The sequence below is a fragment of the Nocardia sp. NPDC058497 genome, assembly GCF_042720195.1.
Classification (GTDB): domain Bacteria; phylum Actinomycetota; class Actinomycetes; order Mycobacteriales; family Mycobacteriaceae; genus Nocardia.
The window spans coordinates 7,676-24,929 of the sequence record NZ_JBHXMY010000023.1 but is presented as its reverse complement, the minus strand read 5'-3'; the positions used below and the strand labels follow the sequence as shown (position 1 = coordinate 24,929).

General features: G+C 68.6%; 14 protein-coding genes and 2 pseudogenes. 6 read left to right on the top strand and 10 right to left on the bottom strand.

Features of this window, described 5'->3' with window-relative positions:
• The 3 genes from ACFWPJ_RS03290 to ACFWPJ_RS03280 all read right to left on the bottom strand — a co-directional run.
• A partial coding sequence (locus ACFWPJ_RS03290; protein WP_378846490.1) for a 3-deoxy-7-phosphoheptulonate synthase occupies nucleotides 1-1,114 on the bottom strand: 1,114 nt, incomplete at its 3' end.
• Nucleotides 1,111-1,602, bottom strand: coding sequence for a PhzA/PhzB family protein (locus ACFWPJ_RS03285; RefSeq protein ID WP_378846488.1), 492 nt, complete (start codon nucleotides 1,600-1,602; stop codon nucleotides 1,111-1,113). The genes ACFWPJ_RS03285 and ACFWPJ_RS03290, both read right to left, overlap by 4 nt.
• Nucleotides 1,603-1,766: 164 nt before the next feature.
• On the bottom strand, nucleotides 1,767-3,221 hold the full coding sequence (locus ACFWPJ_RS03280) for an FAD-dependent oxidoreductase (RefSeq protein ID WP_378846486.1): 1,455 nt from the start codon (nucleotides 3,219-3,221) through the stop codon (nucleotides 1,767-1,769).
• 531 nt (nucleotides 3,222-3,752) lie between these two features.
• Between ACFWPJ_RS03280 and ACFWPJ_RS03275 the strand changes: the two are divergent.
• Nucleotides 3,753-4,301 (top strand): annotated as a pseudogene (locus ACFWPJ_RS03275) (BTAD domain-containing putative transcriptional regulator); the annotation flags it as partial.
• 36 nt (nucleotides 4,302-4,337) lie between these two features.
• Here the strand turns inward: ACFWPJ_RS03275 and ACFWPJ_RS03270 are convergent.
• The 7 genes and pseudogenes from ACFWPJ_RS03270 to ACFWPJ_RS03240 all read right to left on the bottom strand — a co-directional run.
• Nucleotides 4,338-4,493, bottom strand: a pseudogene (locus ACFWPJ_RS03270) (MFS transporter); the annotation flags it as partial.
• A 94-nt stretch (nucleotides 4,494-4,587) separates the two neighbouring features.
• Nucleotides 4,588-5,040, bottom strand: coding sequence for a MarR family winged helix-turn-helix transcriptional regulator (locus tag ACFWPJ_RS03265; RefSeq protein WP_378846484.1), 453 nt, complete (start codon nucleotides 5,038-5,040; stop codon nucleotides 4,588-4,590).
• 308 nt (nucleotides 5,041-5,348) lie between these two features.
• The gene (locus ACFWPJ_RS03260; protein ID WP_378846483.1) at nucleotides 5,349-6,401 is read right to left on the bottom strand and encodes an acyl-CoA dehydrogenase family protein; all 1,053 of its coding nucleotides are present in this window, start codon (nucleotides 6,399-6,401) and stop codon (nucleotides 5,349-5,351) included.
• Between the two features lie 13 nt (nucleotides 6,402-6,414).
• The gene (locus ACFWPJ_RS03255; protein WP_378846482.1) at nucleotides 6,415-7,485 is read right to left on the bottom strand and encodes an acyl-CoA dehydrogenase family protein; all 1,071 of its coding nucleotides are present in this window, start codon (nucleotides 7,483-7,485) and stop codon (nucleotides 6,415-6,417) included.
• A 109-nt stretch (nucleotides 7,486-7,594) separates the two neighbouring features.
• The gene (locus tag ACFWPJ_RS03250) at nucleotides 7,595-8,737 is read right to left on the bottom strand and encodes an acyl-CoA dehydrogenase family protein (RefSeq protein ID WP_378846480.1); all 1,143 of its coding nucleotides are present in this window, start codon (nucleotides 8,735-8,737) and stop codon (nucleotides 7,595-7,597) included.
• Entirely contained in the window at nucleotides 8,734-9,582 is an 849-nt protein-coding gene (locus tag ACFWPJ_RS03245; protein ID WP_378846477.1) for an enoyl-CoA hydratase, read from the bottom strand. Before ACFWPJ_RS03245 ends, ACFWPJ_RS03250 begins: the two co-directional genes overlap by 4 nt.
• Nucleotides 9,579-11,177: a FadD3 family acyl-CoA ligase gene (locus ACFWPJ_RS03240; protein ID WP_378846475.1), complete on the bottom strand. Its 1,599-nt coding sequence runs from the start codon at nucleotides 11,175-11,177 to the stop codon at nucleotides 9,579-9,581. Before ACFWPJ_RS03240 ends, ACFWPJ_RS03245 begins: the two co-directional genes overlap by 4 nt.
• Nucleotides 11,178-11,232: 55 nt before the next feature.
• On the opposite strand from ACFWPJ_RS03240, the gene ACFWPJ_RS03235 reads away from it, so the two are divergent.
• From ACFWPJ_RS03235 to ACFWPJ_RS03215, 5 genes are all read left to right on the top strand, one after another.
• Nucleotides 11,233-12,420, top strand: coding sequence for an acyl-CoA dehydrogenase family protein (locus ACFWPJ_RS03235; RefSeq protein ID WP_355270808.1), 1,188 nt, complete (start codon nucleotides 11,233-11,235; stop codon nucleotides 12,418-12,420).
• Complete coding sequence (locus tag ACFWPJ_RS03230; RefSeq protein ID WP_378846472.1) at nucleotides 12,417-13,214, top strand: SDR family oxidoreductase; 798 nt, start codon at nucleotides 12,417-12,419, stop codon at nucleotides 13,212-13,214. Before ACFWPJ_RS03235 ends, ACFWPJ_RS03230 begins: the two co-directional genes overlap by 4 nt.
• 64 nt (nucleotides 13,215-13,278) lie before the next feature.
• Complete coding sequence (locus ACFWPJ_RS03225) at nucleotides 13,279-13,884, top strand: TetR/AcrR family transcriptional regulator (RefSeq protein WP_378846470.1); 606 nt, start codon at nucleotides 13,279-13,281, stop codon at nucleotides 13,882-13,884.
• Between the two features lie 8 nt (nucleotides 13,885-13,892).
• Nucleotides 13,893-15,080: an acetyl-CoA C-acetyltransferase gene (locus tag ACFWPJ_RS03220; RefSeq protein WP_378846467.1), complete on the top strand. Its 1,188-nt coding sequence runs from the start codon at nucleotides 13,893-13,895 to the stop codon at nucleotides 15,078-15,080.
• Nucleotides 15,081-15,179: 99 nt separating this feature from the next.
• A complete protein-coding gene (locus tag ACFWPJ_RS03215) occupies nucleotides 15,180-17,141 on the top strand; it encodes a molybdopterin-dependent oxidoreductase (protein WP_378846464.1) in 1,962 nt (653 codons plus the stop codon).
• Nucleotides 17,142-17,254: the final 113 nt, after the last annotated feature.

Below are 17,254 nucleotides of genomic sequence, written 5' to 3'. Positions count from 1 at the left end.
CTGGCCGCCCCCGCCGACGAGACGGTCGCCGGTTTCGTCGGCGCCACCGCCACCACAGCCCCCCCCGGGCGCGCCCGCCCCCCCCCCCCCGCCGGCGCTTTCCCCCCCCCCGCCCCCCGCCCCCCACCTCGCTGACAACCGTGGTCACGTACCGGGTCTTGCCGCCTTCAGGGGTGACCGTGTTGTTGCCGTGCATCGGGTCACAGAGCCAGATCACCGGGTGGCCGGCGGACCGTACGGCTTCGACGAGCTCGGGCAACTTTGTGGCGACGGCGTCGACGCCCATCCTGGCGATGAGGGTGAGCCGACCGGGTTCCCTGTTCGGATCAAGGAGATCGCACAGCAGGGTGATCTCACCGGCGCTCATGCTCGGCCCGACCTTGCAGGCGACCGGATTGGATACCTGCGCGAGCAGGGCCAGGTGCGGACCGTGCAGCTGACGGGTCCGCTCGCCGATCCACGGCCAGTGGGTGGAACTCAGCCAGAGCCTGCCGTCGGAATGCTTCCGGACCAGTGGCTGCTCGTAGTCCAACAGCAGAGCCTCATGGCTCGTCCACACGGTCGGCTTCGCAGTTGGCCGACTCGACTCCGCTCCGGCCGGTCGCCAACCCAGCCGGTCCATGATCTCACCGGCCGCACTGAAGCCGGTGACCATCCGCATCGGGTCGGGTCGACGGCTCTCGAGATCTGGCTCGGGGCCGTTGACTAGGTGCCCGCGGTAGCTCGGCACCTCCATTCCGTCGATCGACTCCGTGTCCTTCGACCGGGGCTTGGCGAACTGTCCGGCGATCCGCCCGACCCGCAGCACGGGTACCCCGGAGGCGCGCTCCAGCATGTCGGCGAGCCCTTCGAGCAGTTCTGTCTTGGCCGCGACGTGTTCAGCTGTGCGTTCCGCCGGATCCTCTGCACAGTCACCGATTTGCAGCACCAGCAGCTCGCCCCGGGCCGCGTCGGACAGTCTGCCGTGAAGCTTGTCCACGTCGGCGGGTTGGACAAGCGGGGTGGCGGACGCCAGGTGTTCGCGCGCCGACCGGACCTGCTCGGAGTTCTCCCAGATCGGCTGCTGGGCGCCCCGGCGCATCTCCGGGGTGATGTGGTCCTCGATCGAACTCATGTCGGGATTCCGTCACGTCGGATGGCCGGAATGGCGATACCAAGGGCGCGGTACTGCTCGATCGGGTTCATGAATTCGCGCTGCTGCTTGATCTTCCCGTTCTCGAACAGGAAAGAGTGCAGGAAGTGGTTGCGGTAGTGGCCGACCGGGTAGCCGGGGAACACGATCTGGCCTTCACCGTCACACTCGACCCAGAACCGGTTCGGGTCCTGGGTGTCGAAGATCTCGACGTTGGTCCAGACCCAGTCGGGAAAGCACTGGAGCGACCATGCGCCGTGCTCACCGAGGCGGTCCCGGCCGCTGATCGCGATCGGCTGGCCGGTGTCGTTGGTCCAGAGGCCGCCGACGCCGTCCTCGGTGAACAACAGATTGCGGCGCAACCGGTCTTCCCCGCGGGTGGCCATGTAGGTTTCGACGATCGCGCGGTTGTGTCGGCGCACCTCGTCATCGGTCGGCGCCACGTTCGCAGCGGGTTCAGTCTGGGGCATGCCCGTATCTCCTAACCTTGTGTGTCTTTGATGGCCACGGTCCCGGCGAATGCCGGGCCGGAGGCAGCGTGAAGCGGGCCCATAGATCTCGGTCGAGATCCGGGCAGCACTGTGCGACTCGAGTCGCGGTTCGGTGCGCGATGAGAAAGGAGAAGCCGTTCCGGTCAGCGGCGGCGGCGCAGGTTTCCGGCGAAGACCCGGGCCATGTTTCCCGGCCGCATCAGCGTGGTCGGCGGGACGAGCAGGTACTGCACCTTCAGGAACCGCTCGGCCAGCACACTGTCCTGCTCCGCGGCGGTCAAGACCATGTTGATGTAGGCGTTGATCATCCGCACGGGAAGCGGCCGGGGCCCTTGGACTTGCGGGATGGACAGGTCGCTTCCGGTGGCCATCTGCCAGGTGACACCGAGCGGCTTCGAGACGGCCTTGAAGAACCGCTGCGCCAGCCGGTCCCCGCCGCCTTGAAGCGTGTTCCGGAGGGTCTCCGCCTGGATGGCGGCCACGGTCATGCCCTGTGCATAGATCGGGTTGAAACTGCAGATCGCATCACCGACCACGAGCAGGCCTTCCGGGAACTGGGACAGTTTCTCGTACCTGCGGCGGATGCTCGCCGGGAACCGATGCGCGACAATCTCACTCAGCGGTTCAGCGTCGCGGATCGATGCGAACACGTGCGGCGGGACGATCGGCTCGGCGAACGCCAGGAACCCGGCCTGGTCGGTCGGCGGGTGGTGGCCGCCGTAGCCGATCAGTGTCAAAATCCAACGGCCGTCTTCCTGCTCCAGGTATTCGGCACCGGTCGGACGCGTCGGGGCGTGGCCGATGATCACGACCTTCTCCCTGCCCATCGAGCCGGGGACCGGCCGCAGGTGCTGGCTGACATAAAGGAGGTCGACCTGCAGTGATTCCTCCGGCGGCGGTGCATACCCCATCGACTCCAGCCACTTGGTGGCTCGTCCGGAGCGCCCGGTCGCGTCGACCACCAGGTCGGCGTGTATGACGTCGGCGGAGTGGTCCTCGGTGTACAGGACCTCGACGCCGAGAACCCGTGTGTTGTCGTCGGTCGTTTCCAGACCGACCACCTGGCAGCCATCGATCAATTTGACGTTCGGCAGCCCGGTGACCCGGGTGCGAACCATGCTCTCCAAGTGCGGCCGGCTCGGCTGGTAGGTGTCGGAGAGTTCGGTGTACTCGCCCGTCATGCAGAGCAAATGGCCACCCAGATTGTTCCTCAGCTCGGCGGGCGAGCTGATGGTCGGCGCCCCACCGGCGACGAATTCCTCGAGCAGCCCCGGAAACAGCTCCTCGAATATCTCGGCTCCGCGGGAGAGCAGTCCGTGAGCATGCCGGCCCTGCGGCGCTCCTCGCCGGGGCGCTATGCCCACCTCTGACACCCGGTCGCGTTCGATCAGCGTGATGCGGTCGTACACGTCCGCGAGGACCCGCGCCGCGAGGAGTCCGGAGACACTCGCGCCCAGCACTATCGCATGCCCGCCGACCCACTTGTTCGTCGGTGCGGATGCGCCGCTTTTACTCATACCGCTATTACCCTCACCCTTGGAATCAGCCTGTGTGGTGTGCGTTGTCGGCACGGGGCCTATGTAGTGCCGTGGGGACACCACGTATTGCTAGAGGCGAGCGACCCCCGCCCTGATACACATCGTGGAAATTCGTTCTTTCGGTTTGCTGCGATTGGTCGATGTGTCGCTACCGGGGGTGTCGAAATGAAAGGTTCCAGACCGAGCCGTCACCCTGAAATATGTCCACATGGCGACCCGATCCAACCCGAACGGCGCGAGCCGCACACGCTGGTTCAACCGACGGAAGGTAGGGCTCGCGACGCCGTCGACATGATCTTCGAGGCGCCTCACCGTGGACCGAAAGCAACTGTGCAACAACTACTTACGGCAACTACCTAATCCGTTTTCGTTACAGGACAACCACCGGAAGTGACACTTCACACCGACACCGCGGCCGCCTGTCCGGCGTGGAAGACTTAGTACAAAGCGATAGTTTGAGACTCAAGACTCGGGGGAAGCTTTGATGATGCCTTGGCTGCACTACTCAGTACGGGGAGCCGATCCGCGAGATATACCACTGCAACGACGGTCGCGGTTCCGAATCCCATTTCCCACCGAAGCAAAAGTCCTATGATCGATTGCGAAGAGTCGGCTGTGCGGTTCGAGGTTCTCGGACCGCTGCGAGCCTGGCGGGGCGAGACTGCCATCGATCCTGGACCTCTGCAGCAGCGAGTGGTCCTCGCTGTCATGCTGCTGCACGCGAATCGGCTTCTGGGCCGAGAACAATTGATCGACGCCGTGTGGGGCGATACGAGCCCCACCCACGCGGTCAACCTTCTCCAGCGTCATGTTTCGCGCTTGCGCAAGGTTCTCGATCCCGACCGGCAAGTCAGGGGGCCGTCCAGCCGACTCGTTTGGGCCGATAGCGGATACGTGCTGACCGTGGCCGGCGGCGGCCTGGATCTGGACGTGTTCGAGTGCACGGTGGCGCGGGCGCGGGCCGCACGCGCTGCCGGGGATCTGTCAGGTGCCACCGAGCACCTGCGGTCTGCGTTGGGCCTGTGGCGAGGACCCCTGTGCGACGGGCTGAACAGCCCGTTCCTCTACGCCGAGCGCGACAGGCTGGCCGAGCGACGCCTCGACGTGCTCGAGGAACAACTGGAACTGGAAGTCGCCATGGGCAACCATGCGGAGGTGATCGACCAGCTCAGGCGTCTGACGACCGATCACCCGCTGCGGATCAACCAGGCCGATGCCCATGAACGCGATGACACTCGCGAAGGCGACGGCCCAGACGGCCTTGGGTTGTCCGGACGGGGCGGTGGCTGCTGCGGCGGTGTCGTCGGCGCGAGTCAACTCGGGGATGCTCATGCCTCCGCCTCGCCGGCGCTCGGCTGCGGCATGCGCAGTGCGCGCTGGCACGTGATTGGCTCGCTGTGCTCGTTCATCGGCGCTCCTGGTTGCTTCACTGATGACCGCGGGCAACCGCACGCAGGGCTGTCAGCAGGTCGTTCATGTCGGTGTCGAGCCGGATCAGGCGATCGAGATCGAAGTCGGCGAGTCCGGGAGCCATGGCCGCCGCGAAGGCGCGTCTGGCCTCGACGAGGCGGTTCCGGCCCGCCGGGGTCAGTTCGATGAGAACCGCCCTGGAGTCCTGCGGGTCCCTGGTGCGGGAGGCGAATCCGTCGGCGACGAGCCGACCGATCAGCGCCGTTGCCGCCGGTTGCGAACATCGATCGATCCGGGCGAAGTCGCTGACCCGCAGGCCGCCGTGCTCGTCGAGTACGGCGAGGGCCCGCAGGACCGCGCGGGGCAGATCGTCGTTGCTGATCGCCCCGGCGAGCCGGGTGAGCCGACCGGCAGTGACCAACAGGTCGACCACGATGTCGTCCGGGGAGGGCTGCTCTGTCTGCTGCACGTTCCATATTATTGCATAAGCTAACTATCTAAATCGAGGCTCCGCGGTATGTCGACGCGGTGAGATGACGCACAGACGCCGAAAACCCCAGCCGACGTGCGGCTGGGGTTTCGGTTAGGTGCGCAAGCAGTCCTGTTCTCGAAGTCGTCGACCAACCCGCACGTTGCCTCTCGCGCAGAGTCGAACGATTCCGTCGACCACCGCGCTGCACATTCATTCTTCCGCCGATCGGTCGCAATCGGGACCATCGGAGCGGTTGGTGAATGCTCAGCGCATCTCGCAGCGCGTCGGCGGACTTCGAACAGGCACTAGGCGGCCGCGACTGGGCGGCTTCCGGTGCCGAACAGGTGAGCCGTCGCGTGGGCCCGCTTGAAGTACAGGTGGGCGTCGTGTTCCCAGGTGATGGCGATACCGCCGTGCAACTGGATCATCTCGGCGGCCACGTGCGAGAACGTGTCCGTGCAGTGCTTGCGGGCGACGTAGACGTCCTCGGCGGCCGAGACGCTGTTCTCGGCCACGGCCTGGGCGGCGGCCAGCGCCGTCGACTCGGCAGACTCCACCAGCACGTACATATCGGCCATCCGGTGCTTGAGCGCCTGGAAGCTGCCGATCGGCCTGCCGAACTGCACGCGCGAGGCGGTGTATTCCACCGTCATCTCCAGGCAGTGCCTGGCGGCGCCGACCTGCTCAGCGGCGAGTGCGGCCCAGGCGATCTCGCGCAGGCGAGTGCGCAGGGCGGCGGGGTCGCCGGTGCCGATCCTGGTCGCCGGGGTGTCGGTGAAGGTGATGACGGCCAGCTTGCGGGTGGGGTCGAGGCCGGGGGTCGGGGAGACGGCCACGCCGGGCGCGTCGGACGTGGTCTCGAACAGGCCGTCATCGGTGAGGACGAGCAGCAGATCAGCCTGGGCGCCGTGCAGCACGTAATGCGCTGCGCCGTTGAGCTTCCCGTCGCTCGCGCGCACGCCCGCGGAGTCCCAGCCGGTGGCGTCGGCCCAGCACAGCGCCGCCGTGCGCGAACCCTCGGCCAGATCCGGCAGCAGCCGAGCACAGGCCTGCTCATCGCCCGAGAGCAGGATCGCCTGGACACCGAGCACGGCAGAGCCGAGCATCGGGACCCCGGCCAGCGTGCGGCCCAATTCGCCCACCACCATCAGCGATTCGACCAGTCCGGCGCCCGCTCCACCCCACTCCTCGGGCACCGCGAGCGCGGCGACGCCGACCTGCTCGCACAGCATCGTCCACAACTTCGGGTCGTACCCGAGATCGGTGTCCATGGCGGCGCGCACCGCGGCGGGCGTGGCGTGCTTGGCCAGCAGGGCGCGGACGGAGGTGCGGAATTCGAGCAGTTCATTCGATGACATGAGATTCCTTCGATCAGCCTGCGGCGGGCGCGGCGCGCAGTGCGTCCGCGATGCGGCCGCGATGGAAATCGGCGGTGCCCCACGCGGTGCGCAGGGCGGCCACCTTGGTGATCCACAGCGACAGGTCGCATTCGGCGGTGTAGCCGATGGCGCCGTGCACCTGCAGGCCTGCGCGCGAGGCGCGGTGGGCGGCATCGCCGCAGGCCACGATGGCCGCCGACACATCGCGAGCGCGATCCTCGGAGTCCAGCGTGAGGGCGGCGCGGTAGAGCAGCGGCTCGGCCAGATCCAGCGCGATCAGCACGTCGGCGAGCTGCTGCTTGACCGCCTGGAATTCGCCGATGGCGCGGCCGAACTGCTTGCGCTGCTTGGCGTAGGTGGTGGTCTGGTCGAGCAGCGCGCGGCCCGCGCCGAGCAGCTGGGCGGCGCAAGCCAGCACACCGACGTCGAACGCGTAGTCGAGCGCATCCTGGACGCCGCTGGCAACGGGCTCGTCGGCCACGACTTGGAACAACTTGCGCGCCGGATCGATCGAGGCGATTGATCGGGGCGCCACGCCATCCGTCGCGTCGCCCGCAAGCTTCGCGTTGGCCGACTGATCGACGCCTGCCTCCGCGGCGCGACGGCCGACAGACAGCTGACCGGCTGCCGCGACGAGCACCAGGTCGGCGGTATCGGCATCAAGGGCGATGCCGCGCTGCGGGTCGTCGAAGGCGATGGTGCCGAGCAACCCACCGCCCGCGAGCGCGGGCAACCAGCGCTGCGCGGGTTCGGCATCCGGAAGACGCTGCAGCAGCGCGGGAATCACGGCGGTCGACTCGATGACCGGACCCGGCGCCGCGGCCCGGCCCAGCTCGACCAGGGCGACGACGAGGTCGACCGGAGTGGCTTCGGCGCCGTCGTACTGCTCGTCGACGATCAGGCCGAACACACCCATCTCGGCCACCTGCCGCAGCAGCGTGCGCCCCTTGGCGGTGTCGCCAGCGGCCCACGCGCGAACCGCGGCGGGTGACTGCCCGGCGTCGAGGATCTTGCGCAGCTCGGTGGCGAAATCGAGTTGTTCGGTGCTGAGGGCGAATCTCATCGCGAGCCTCCTGTGTTCGGTGGGGCGATTCGGCCCGAGCGAATGCTGGTTTCCGGGCGGGGCTGGCGCAGCGCGGGTCGCTCGGTGCCGCGAAGCTCGGTGCGCCGCGTCATCGCTTGCTCTCCCGCGGCAGGCCGAGGATGCGCTCGGCGATGATGTTGCGCTGGATCTCGTTGGTGCCCGCGTAGATCGGGCCCGACAGCGAGAACAGGTAGCCGTCGGTCCACTTGCTGGTCAGTTCGGCGGCGGGGCCGAGCAGGTCGAGCCCCGTCTGGTGCATGGCGATGTCGAGCTCGGACCAGAACACCTTGGTGATCGAGGACTCCGCGCCGAGCTGGCCGCCGTCGGTCAGCCGGGTCACGGTGCCGAAGGTGTGCAGGCGGTAGGCCTCGGCGCCGAGCCAGGCGTCCACCACGGCATTGCGCGCGGCGGTGTCGGTGGGTTCGGTCGTCTCGGTCCACAGGTCGATCAGCCGCTGCGCGGTCGCGCTGAACCGGCCGGGGCTGCGCAGCGACAGGCCGCGCTCGTTGCTCGAGGTCGCCATCGCGACCCGCCAGCCCTCGTTCGGCGCGCCGATGACGTCGCGATCGGGGACGAAGACGTCGTCGAGGAAGATCTCGGCGAAGCCGGGCTCGCCGTCGAGCTGCGGGATCGGCCGCACGCTCACGCCGTCGGCCGAGAGCGGGAACATCACGTAGGTCAGCCCGTGATGACGCTGCGCCTCGGGATCGCTGCGGAACAGGCCGAAGGCCCAGTCCGCGAAGGTGGCGCGTGAGCTCCAGGTCTTCTGGCCGTTGAGGATCCAGCCGCCCTCCGTGCGCCGCGCGGTCGAGCGCAGACTGGCCAGGTCGCTGCCCGACTCGGGCTCCGACCAGGCCTGCGCCCAGATGTCGTCACCGCGTGCCATCCGCGGCAGGATCCGGGCCAGCTGCTCCTCGGTGCCGTGCTCGAACAGCGTCGGCGCGAGCAGGAAGATGCCGTTCTGGGCGACGCGCCCCGGCGCACCCGCCGCGTAGTACTCCTGCTCGAACAGCACCCACTCGAGGATGGAGGCGTCACGGCCGCCGTACTCCACCGGCCACGAAACCGCCGACAGGCGGGCATCGGCGAGCTTGGCCTCCCACGCGCGATGGGCTTCGAATCCCGCCGCCGTATCCATCGAGGGCAGCGGCTCGCTGGGCACATTGGCGGCGAGGAACTCTCGCACCTCCAGCTGGAACTCCCGGACTGCCGGGTCGATCTCGAGATTCACGCTTTCTCCTTCATCGAGCGGGCATTCATCCCGCCGAGCGAATCGGCGCCGACTTCGGCATTGTGCGCGTGCGCGAAATGGTGCAGCCCGAAGACCGAATCCATCCCGGCGCGCATTCCCATCAGGTCTTCGGCCTGGTTGACGGCCTTCTTGGTGAGCGCGAGCCCGAATTGCGGCATGGCGGAGATCTTCTCGGCCAGTGCCATCACCTCGGACTCGAGTTCCGCACGCGGCACGACCCGGTTGACCATGCCCCACTCCTTGGCCTGGGCAGCGCCGAACCGGTCACCGGTGAAGAGGAACTCCTTGGCCGCGCGCGGACCCATCACCCACGGATGCGCGAAGTACTCCACCCCCGGAATGCCCATCCGGACAACGGGATCGGAGAAGAACGCGTCATCGGAGCAGACGATCAGATCGCACACCCAGGCCAGCATCAGCCCGCCCGCGATGCAGGCGCCCTGCACCATCGCGACGGTCGGCTTGGGGATCTCCCGCCAGCGGCGGCACATGCCCAGGTACACCTCGGACTCGCGGGCGAAGCGCTGGTCGCCGCCCGCGCGGTCGACGTGGTCCCACCACAGCGCGGCCTTGTTCTCGTAGTGCGCATCGTGGTCGCGCCCCGGCGTGCCGATGTCGTGGCCCGCGCTGAAGTGCTTCCCGTTGCCCGCCAGCACGATCACCTTGACCTCGGGGTCCTCGACGGCCCGCACGAACGCGGCGTCGAGGGCGTAGGTCATCTTCGAGTTCTGCGCGTTACGGAACTCGGGCCGGTTCATGGTGACGACGGCGACCGGCCCGCGCACCTCGTAGGTGACGACCTCGGTTTCGGTTTCGGGACTCACGACTTCTCCTCACGTAGCTCACGCTTGAGCACCTTGCCCGCCGCGCTGTAGGGCAGCTGGTCGCGGAACTCCACGAGCCGGGGCACTTTGAAATTGGCCAGTTTGGATGCGGCGAAGGCGATCACCTCGTCCGCGGTCAGCGTCGAGCCGGTCCTGCGGACGACGACGGCCTTGCCGACCTCGCCCATCCGCTCATCCGGCACGCCGAAGACCGCCGACTCGGCGACGCCGTCGAGCCGGGCCAGCGTCTGCTCGATCTCGGCGGGGTACACGTTGAACCCGCCGGTGATGTACATGTCCTTGAGCCGGTCGGTGATCTTCAGGTAGCCGCGCTCGTCGACGATGCCGATATCACCGGTGTGCAGCCAGCCGTCGGCGTCGATCGCCTCTGCGGTGGCCTCGGGATCGTCGAGGTAGCCCAGCATCACGTTGGGGCCGCGCAGCAGCACTTCACCGGCCTCGGACAGACGCAGTTCGAAGTCGGCGATCGGGCCGCCGCAGGTGTTGGCGATGGTGGCCGCGTCGTCGTCGGGGCGGCACATGGTGCCGAAACCCGCCGACTCGGACAGGCCGTAGGCGGTAATGACCACTTCGAAGGCGAGATCGTCGCGCATCCGCTCGATCAGCACCACCGGCACGGTCGCCGCGCCGGTCACCGCCACCCGCAGCGAGGACAGGTCGCGCTCGGCGCGCTGGGGATGCTCGAGGATGGTCTGGTAGATCGTCGGCGGACCGGTCAGCACGGTGATCCGCTCGGACTCGATCAGCGCCAGCGCGGCGGGCACGTCGAAGGTGGCCTGCGGCACGATCGTGGCCCCGGTGACCAGGCACGCGAGAATGCCCGCCTTGTAACCGAAGTTGTGGAAGAACGGCGGGATCATCAGGTAGCGGTCGCCCGCACGCAGGGTCGAGCACTCGACCCACCCGCGCACCACGCCGAGTGCCTGCCGGTGCGCGACGAGGGTGCCCTTGCTGCGGCCGGTGGTGCCGGAGGTGAACAGGATGTCGGCGATGTCGTCGGGGGAGACCTGCGCCGCCCGCCGTTCGCCCTCCTCGGCGGAGACAGCCGCCGCGCGGTCGAGCAGTTCGCCCCAGGTCAGCACGGCAGAATCCGCCGCGACCGGTGCCGACGGCGCGGCCTGCCGGCTCAGCGCCGCAGAGGGTAGAGCGCCATCCTCGACCGGAATCACCACCACGGTCCCGATACCCAGCTCGGGGGAGCTGGCCAGCAGTTCGGCGGCCCGGTCGCGGCCGAGGAACGGGCCCGCGACGAACAACGCCTTCGCGTCGACGCGCTCGAGCACATCGGCCGCCTCGGCCGTCACATAGCGGGTGTTGAGCGGTACCAGCGCGGCGCCGACCGAGTGCGCGGCCAGCGCCGCGATCACCCAGTGATGGGTATTGGGCGCCCACATCGCGATCCGGTCACCGGGGGCGATGCCACGGGCGATCAGCGCGCGCGCCGCGATCCGGACCTGGTCGAGCAGGTCGGACCAGGTCAGGCGGGTCGCGCCGTCGATCAGGGCCGGCTCGTGCGGATGCGCCGCGGCGACGTCTCGCAGTGCCTGCGGGGTGGTCTGTGCAGGGGTTGTCACGGGGTCCTCACCAATCGGCTAACAAAGCAAGTGCTTGGTAGGTTATCCTACCGACGTGGGCGTGATCCAGACCTCAGATTCCGATACCGCGACCTCCGACGCGGAGTTTTGCGCGGAAATACGCGACTGGCTGGCCGAAAACCTGGCCGGAGAGTTCCGTGACCTGCGTGGCACCGGCGGGCCGGGGCGCGAGCACGAGTTCTTCGAAGAGCGGCTGGCCTGGGACCGGCACCTCGCCGCGGCGGGCTGGACCTGCCTCGGCTGGCCGGTCGAATGGGGCGGCCGCGGCGCCAGCGTGCGCCAGCAGGTCATCTTCCACGAGGAGTACGCGAAGGCCGACGCGCCGGCGCGGGTTTCGCACGTGGGCGAGGAACTGCTCGGCCCGACCCTGCTGGCCTTCGGTACCGAAGAGCAGAAGAAGCGATTCCTGCCGGGCGTGCGCTCGGTCGGCGAGCTGTGGTGCCAGGGCTACTCCGAGCCGGGCGCGGGCTCCGACCTCGCCGCGGTGAGCACCACCGCGCGCCTGGACGGCGACCGCTGGGTGATCAACGGCCAGAAGATCTGGACCTCGCTCGCGCACGTCGCCGACTGGTGCTTCGTCATCGCGCGCACCGAGAAGGGGTCGAGCAGGCACAAGGGCCTGTCCTACCTGCTGGTGCCGATGAACCAGCCGGGCATCGAGGTGCGCCCGATCGAACAGCTCACCGGCACCTCCGAATTCAACGAGGTGTTCTTCGACGACGCCGTCACCGAGGCCGGCCTGGTCGTCGGCGAGCCGGGCGACGGCTGGCGCATCGCCATGGGCACGCTGACCTTCGAGCGCGGCATCTCCACGCTCGGCCAGCAGATCCGCTTCGCCCGCGAGCTCGCCGATATCGAGGCGCTGGCCCGGCGGACCGGCGCGGCGGACGACCCGCTGATCGCCGAGCGCATCGACAACGCCTGGGTCGGCCTGCGGGTCCTGCGCGCGCACGCGCTGCGCACCATGAGCGAGGACGTCGACGACGCCGGTGGCGCGTCGGTCTCGAAGTTGTTGTGGGGCAACTGGCATCGCGGACTCGGCGAACTCGCCATGGCGGTGCAGGGCGCCGCCGGGCTGGTCCTCGGTCCCGACGACATGACCGCATGGCAGCGGCTGTACCTGTTCAGCCGCGCCGACACGATCTATGGAGGTTCGAACGAAGTGCAGCGCAACATCATCGCCGAGCGTGTGCTCGGCCTGCCGCGGGAGGCCCGCCCGTGACCGGCCCGCTCTCCGCCGCGCCCCCGTCCATCCCCGGCCACGGCCTGCTGACCGGTCGCAAGGCCGTCATCACCGCCGCCGCGGGCACCGGCATCGGCTCGGCCACCGCCCGCAGGCTCCTGGAAGAGGGCGCTGACGTCGTCGTCTCCGACTGGCACGAGCGCAGGCTCACCGAGACCGCCGAGCTGCTCGCCAAGGAGTTCCCCGAGCGCAAGATCGGAGCGGTGGTCTGCGATGTCCGCGACACCGTGCAGGTGAACCAGTTGCTCACCGATGCCGCCGCCGAACTCGGCCGGATCGACATCATGGTCAACAACGCCGGCCTCGGCGGCGAGACCCCCGTCGTGGACATGACCGACGAGCAGTGGGATCAGGTCCTCGACATCACCCTGACCGGCACCTTCCGCTGCACCCGTGCCGCGCTCGGTTACTTCCGGTCGGCGGGCCACGGCGGCGTGATCGTCAACAACGCCAGCGTCCTCGGCTGGCGCGCCCAGCACGGCCAGGCGCACTACGCCGCCGCCAAGGCCGGCGTGATGGCGCTGACCAGGTGCAGCGCGGTGGAAGCCGCCGAGTTCGGTGTGCGGATCAATGCCGTCGCGCCGAGCATCGCGCGTCATCCGTTCCTGGACAAGGTCAGCTCGTCCGAGCTGCTCGACGCCCTCAGTGAGCGCGAGGCCTTCGGCCGGGCCGCCGAGCCTTGGGAAATCGCGGCAACGATCGCCATGCTGGCCAGTGACTACACCTCGTACCTGACCGGTGAGGTGGTCTCGGTGAGCAGTCAGCGCGCATGATGAGCGGGCGCGAGAGGGCGGAGTTTCCGGAAACCAAGCAAATGCTTGGTTGTAGGATGACGTTGTGACCGCAACCGTGAAACGTACTCGCCGCGACGAACTCCTCGACCTCGCCGCGAACCTGTTCGCCGAACGTGGACTGCGTGCCACCACCGTGCGTGACATCGCCGACTCGGCGGGGATCCTCTCCGGCAGCCTCTACCACCACTTCGACTCCAAGGAGTCGATGGTCGACGAGATCCTGCGCGGCTTCCTCGACGACCTGTTCGGCCGCTACCGCGAGATCGCGGCCGGCGGGCTCAGCTCGCGAGAGACCCTGGAAGCCTTGGTGATCGCCTCCTACGAGGCCTTCGACCGGCACCACGCCGCAGTCGCCATCTACCAGGCCGAGGCCAAGAACCTGCGCGACGTCGAACGTTTCGGTTACATCCGCGACTTCAACACCGAGTTCCGCGACCTGTGGCACAAGGTGCTCACCGCCGGTGTCGCGGACGGCAGCTTCCGGCCCGAACTCGATGTGGAACTGGCCTTCCGCTTCCTGCGCGACACCGTGTGGGTGGCGGTCCGCTGGTACACCCCCGGTGGCCCGATCACCGTGCAAAGCCTTGCCCAGCAATATCTGACCATCGTGCTCGACGGGCTCACCGTGCCCGGGAGCACCGCGAAGTAGGAGTTCCCATGACCGAGCGTCGTCCGTACACCCCGCTGCGGCAGGCCTATGTGATCGATGCGGTGCGCACCGCGGTTGGCAAGCGCGGTGGCGCACTGTCCGGGGTCCACCCGGCCGACCTCGGCGCCGCCGCGCTGCGCGGCCTGATCGAGCGCACTGGGATCGATCCGGCCGTCGTCGACGACGTGATCGTCGGCTGTGTCGACAACATCGGCCCGCAGGCGGGCAATATCGGCCGCACCATGTGGCTGACCGCCGGCTACCCCGAAGAGGTTCCGGGCGTCACCGTCGACCGGCAGTGCGGTTCCAGCCAGCAGGCGATCAACTTCGCCGCCCAGGCCATCATGAGCGGCACGGCCGAGGTCGTCGTCGCGGGCGGCGTGCAGAACATGAGCGCCATCCCGATCTCCGCGGCCATGCTCGCGGGCAAGGAGTACGGCTTCGAGTCGCCGTTCGTCGGCGCCACCGGCTGGGATTCCCGCTACGGCACCGGCGAGGTCTCGCAGTTCCGCGGCGCCGAGCTGATCGCCGAGAAGTGGGGCATCACCCGCGAGGACATGGAGCACTGGGCGCTGCGCAGCCACGAACGCGCCCGCGCCGCCATCGCCGAGGGCCGCTTCGAGGCCGAGATCGTGCCGGTCGGTGACTTCACCGTCGACCAGGGCCCACGCGAGACCAGCCTGGAGAAGATGGCGAGCCTGCAGCCGCTCGGCGAGGGCAGCCCGCTGACCGCCGCTGTCGCCAGCCAGATCTCCGACGGCGCCAGCGCGACCCTGCTCGCCTCCGAGTGGGCGGTGCAGGAATACGGCCTGACCCCGCGTGCCCGCATCCATCACGTCAGCGCGCGCGGCGCCGACCCGATCTTCATGCTGAGCGCGCCGATCCCGGCGACGCAGTGGGCGCTGGAGAAGACCGGCCTGACCATCGACGATATCGATGTCATCGAGATCAACGAGGCCTTCGCGCCGGTGGTGCTGGCCTGGATCAAGGAGATCGGCGCCGATCCGGCGAAGGTGAATGTCAACGGTGGCGCGATCGCACTGGGTCACCCGCTCGGCGCTACCGGCGCCAAGCTGTTCGCCACCCTGCTGCACGAACTCGAGCGGGTGAACGGCCGCTACGGTCTGCTCACCATCTGTGAGGGTGGCGGCACGGCGAACGTGACCATCATCGAGCGGCTGGACGCGAACAAGTAGTCCTCTCGAAGGTCTGGTGGTCCTCGGCGGATTCCGCCGGGGACCACTTTTCGTTCACTGGTCCTGGCGCGCGGGTCGTCCGGGCCTACGATGGACCGGGTGAAGGTGCTCGGCGCGTGCCCGCTCGACTGCCCCGACGCGTGCTCGTGGGTGGTGACCGTAGAGGACGGAAAAGCCACCGGGCTGCGGGGAAACAAGGACCATCCGGTGACCCGTGGCGCGCTGTGCGTCAAGGTGAATCGGTATCTCGAGCAGGTCGGTTCACCGGACCGGCTGCGCTATCCGCTGCGCCGCGTAGGGCCGAAGGGCTCCGGCCGATTCGAGCGGATCAGCTGGGACGACGCGCTCGACGAGATCGCCACGCGGCTCACCGGCATCGTCGACGAGTTCGGCGCCGAGGCGATCTGGCCGTTCCACGGCACCGGCAGCCTCGGCTACCTCCAGGGCCTGGAGGGCTATCCGGGCCGCCGGATGTTCAACGTGCTCGGCGCCTCCCATCACGCGGCGACGATCTGCTCGATCGCGGGCGGCACCGGCCTGCGCTACACACTCGGCACCTCCGGTGGCATGGATCCCGAGGACTTCGCGAAGTCGAAGCTGATCCTGCTGTGGGGCACCAACCCGCTCACCTCCGGCCACCACCTGTGGAAGTTCGTGCAGGACAGCGGCGCCTACCTGGTCTCGATCGACCCGGTGCGCACCAAGACCTCCGAACGCTGCGACGAGCACATCGCCCCGCTGCCCGGCACCGACGCCGCACTGGCACTCGGCCTGCTGCACGTCATCGTCTCGCTCGGCGCGCAGGACGAGCGGTTCATCGCCGAGCACACCGAGGGCTGGCCCGAATTCCGCGACCGCATCACGGAATTCACCCCGGAGCGCACCGCCGCGATCACCGGTGTGCCGCGGGAACAGATCGTCGCGCTCGGTGAGCGGATCGCCCGCACCAGACCGACCGCGATCCGCGCCTCCCAGGGCATGCAGCGCCATGCGGGCGGCGGGATGGCGCTGCGGGTGCTCGCCTGCCTGCCGGGCGTCACCGGTGACTGGGCGATTCCCGGTGGCGGACTGCACTATTCGACCAGTGGCCACTTCCGGCTCGACGACGCGGCGCTGGTCCGCGACGATCTCCTGCCGCACCCGGTCCGCACGCTGTCGATGACCCGCCTCGGCGAAGCCTTGCTCGAGACCGACGATCCGCCGGTCAAGGCGCTGTTCGTGATCGGGGCCAACCCGGTCGGCTCGAACCCCGACCAGCGCAGGGTGATCGAAGGACTCTCCCGCGACGACCTGTTCACCGTGGTGCTCGAGCATTTCGCCACCGACACCGTCGACTATGCCGACATCGTCCTGCCGGCCACCATGCAGCCCGAACACCTCGACGTCATCGCCGGCTACGGGCACCTCTATCTGGTCTGGAACGAGCCCGCCGTAGAGCCGCCGGGCGAATGCCTGTCCACCACCGAGACTTTCCGCAGACTCTCCCGTCGCCTCGGCCTCACCGAACCCGCTCTCTACGACTCCGACGAGGAACTGGCCAGGCAGCTGCTGAAGGGCCACGACCTCGACCGGCTCAGAGCCGACGGTTTCCTGAAGATCCAGCCCGGTTCGGTCCCGGCGGACAAGCTCCAATTCGTCTCCGCGCGAGCCGAACTAGCCGGCCACGACCCGCTGCCGGACTTCACGCCACCGGCAGACCAGGGCGACGGGTTGGTCCTGATCTCCGCCGCCTCGCACTACTTCCTGAACACTTCCTTCGGTGGTAATCCCGAATTGCGCCGCCGGGCAGGTGAATCCACGATCACGCTGCATCCCGACGATGCCGCCAACCGCGGTATCGCCGATGGTGCCGCGGTGCTGGTGTCCAACGCGCGCGGCTCGTTCGAGGCTGTCGCCGAGGTATCGGACAGGGTCCGGCCGGGTGTCGCGGGGACGACCAAGGGCCGCTGGGCCAAGTTCACCAACGGCGCCACCGTCAACGCGACCGTCGCCGAACGAGATTCGGACTATGGCGGCGGCGCGGTGTTCCACGACAACCGCGTCGAGGTGCGTCCCCGCTGATCTGCGCCGAAAAGAGCACCGGGCCCCGGCCGCCCCCCGGGGCTGCGGCCACGCGGGGGGGGGTCGCTGGGCCGCCGCGGCCAGCCGGGTGGGGTAGGGGGGGCGGGGTGGGG

Coding starts and splice junctions, on each gene's coding strand:
- ACFWPJ_RS03285 (WP_378846488.1), bottom strand. CDS start 1,602: ATGCCCCAGACTGAACCCGCTGCGAACGTGGCGCCGACCGATGACGAG.
- ACFWPJ_RS03260 (WP_378846483.1), bottom strand. CDS start 6,401: ATGTCATCGAATGAACTGCTCGAATTCCGCACCTCCGTCCGCGCCCTG.
- ACFWPJ_RS03255 (WP_378846482.1), bottom strand. CDS start 7,485: ATGAGATTCGCCCTCAGCACCGAACAACTCGATTTCGCCACCGAGCTG.
- ACFWPJ_RS03220 (WP_378846467.1), top strand. CDS start 13,893: ATGACCGAGCGTCGTCCGTACACCCCGCTGCGGCAGGCCTATGTGATC.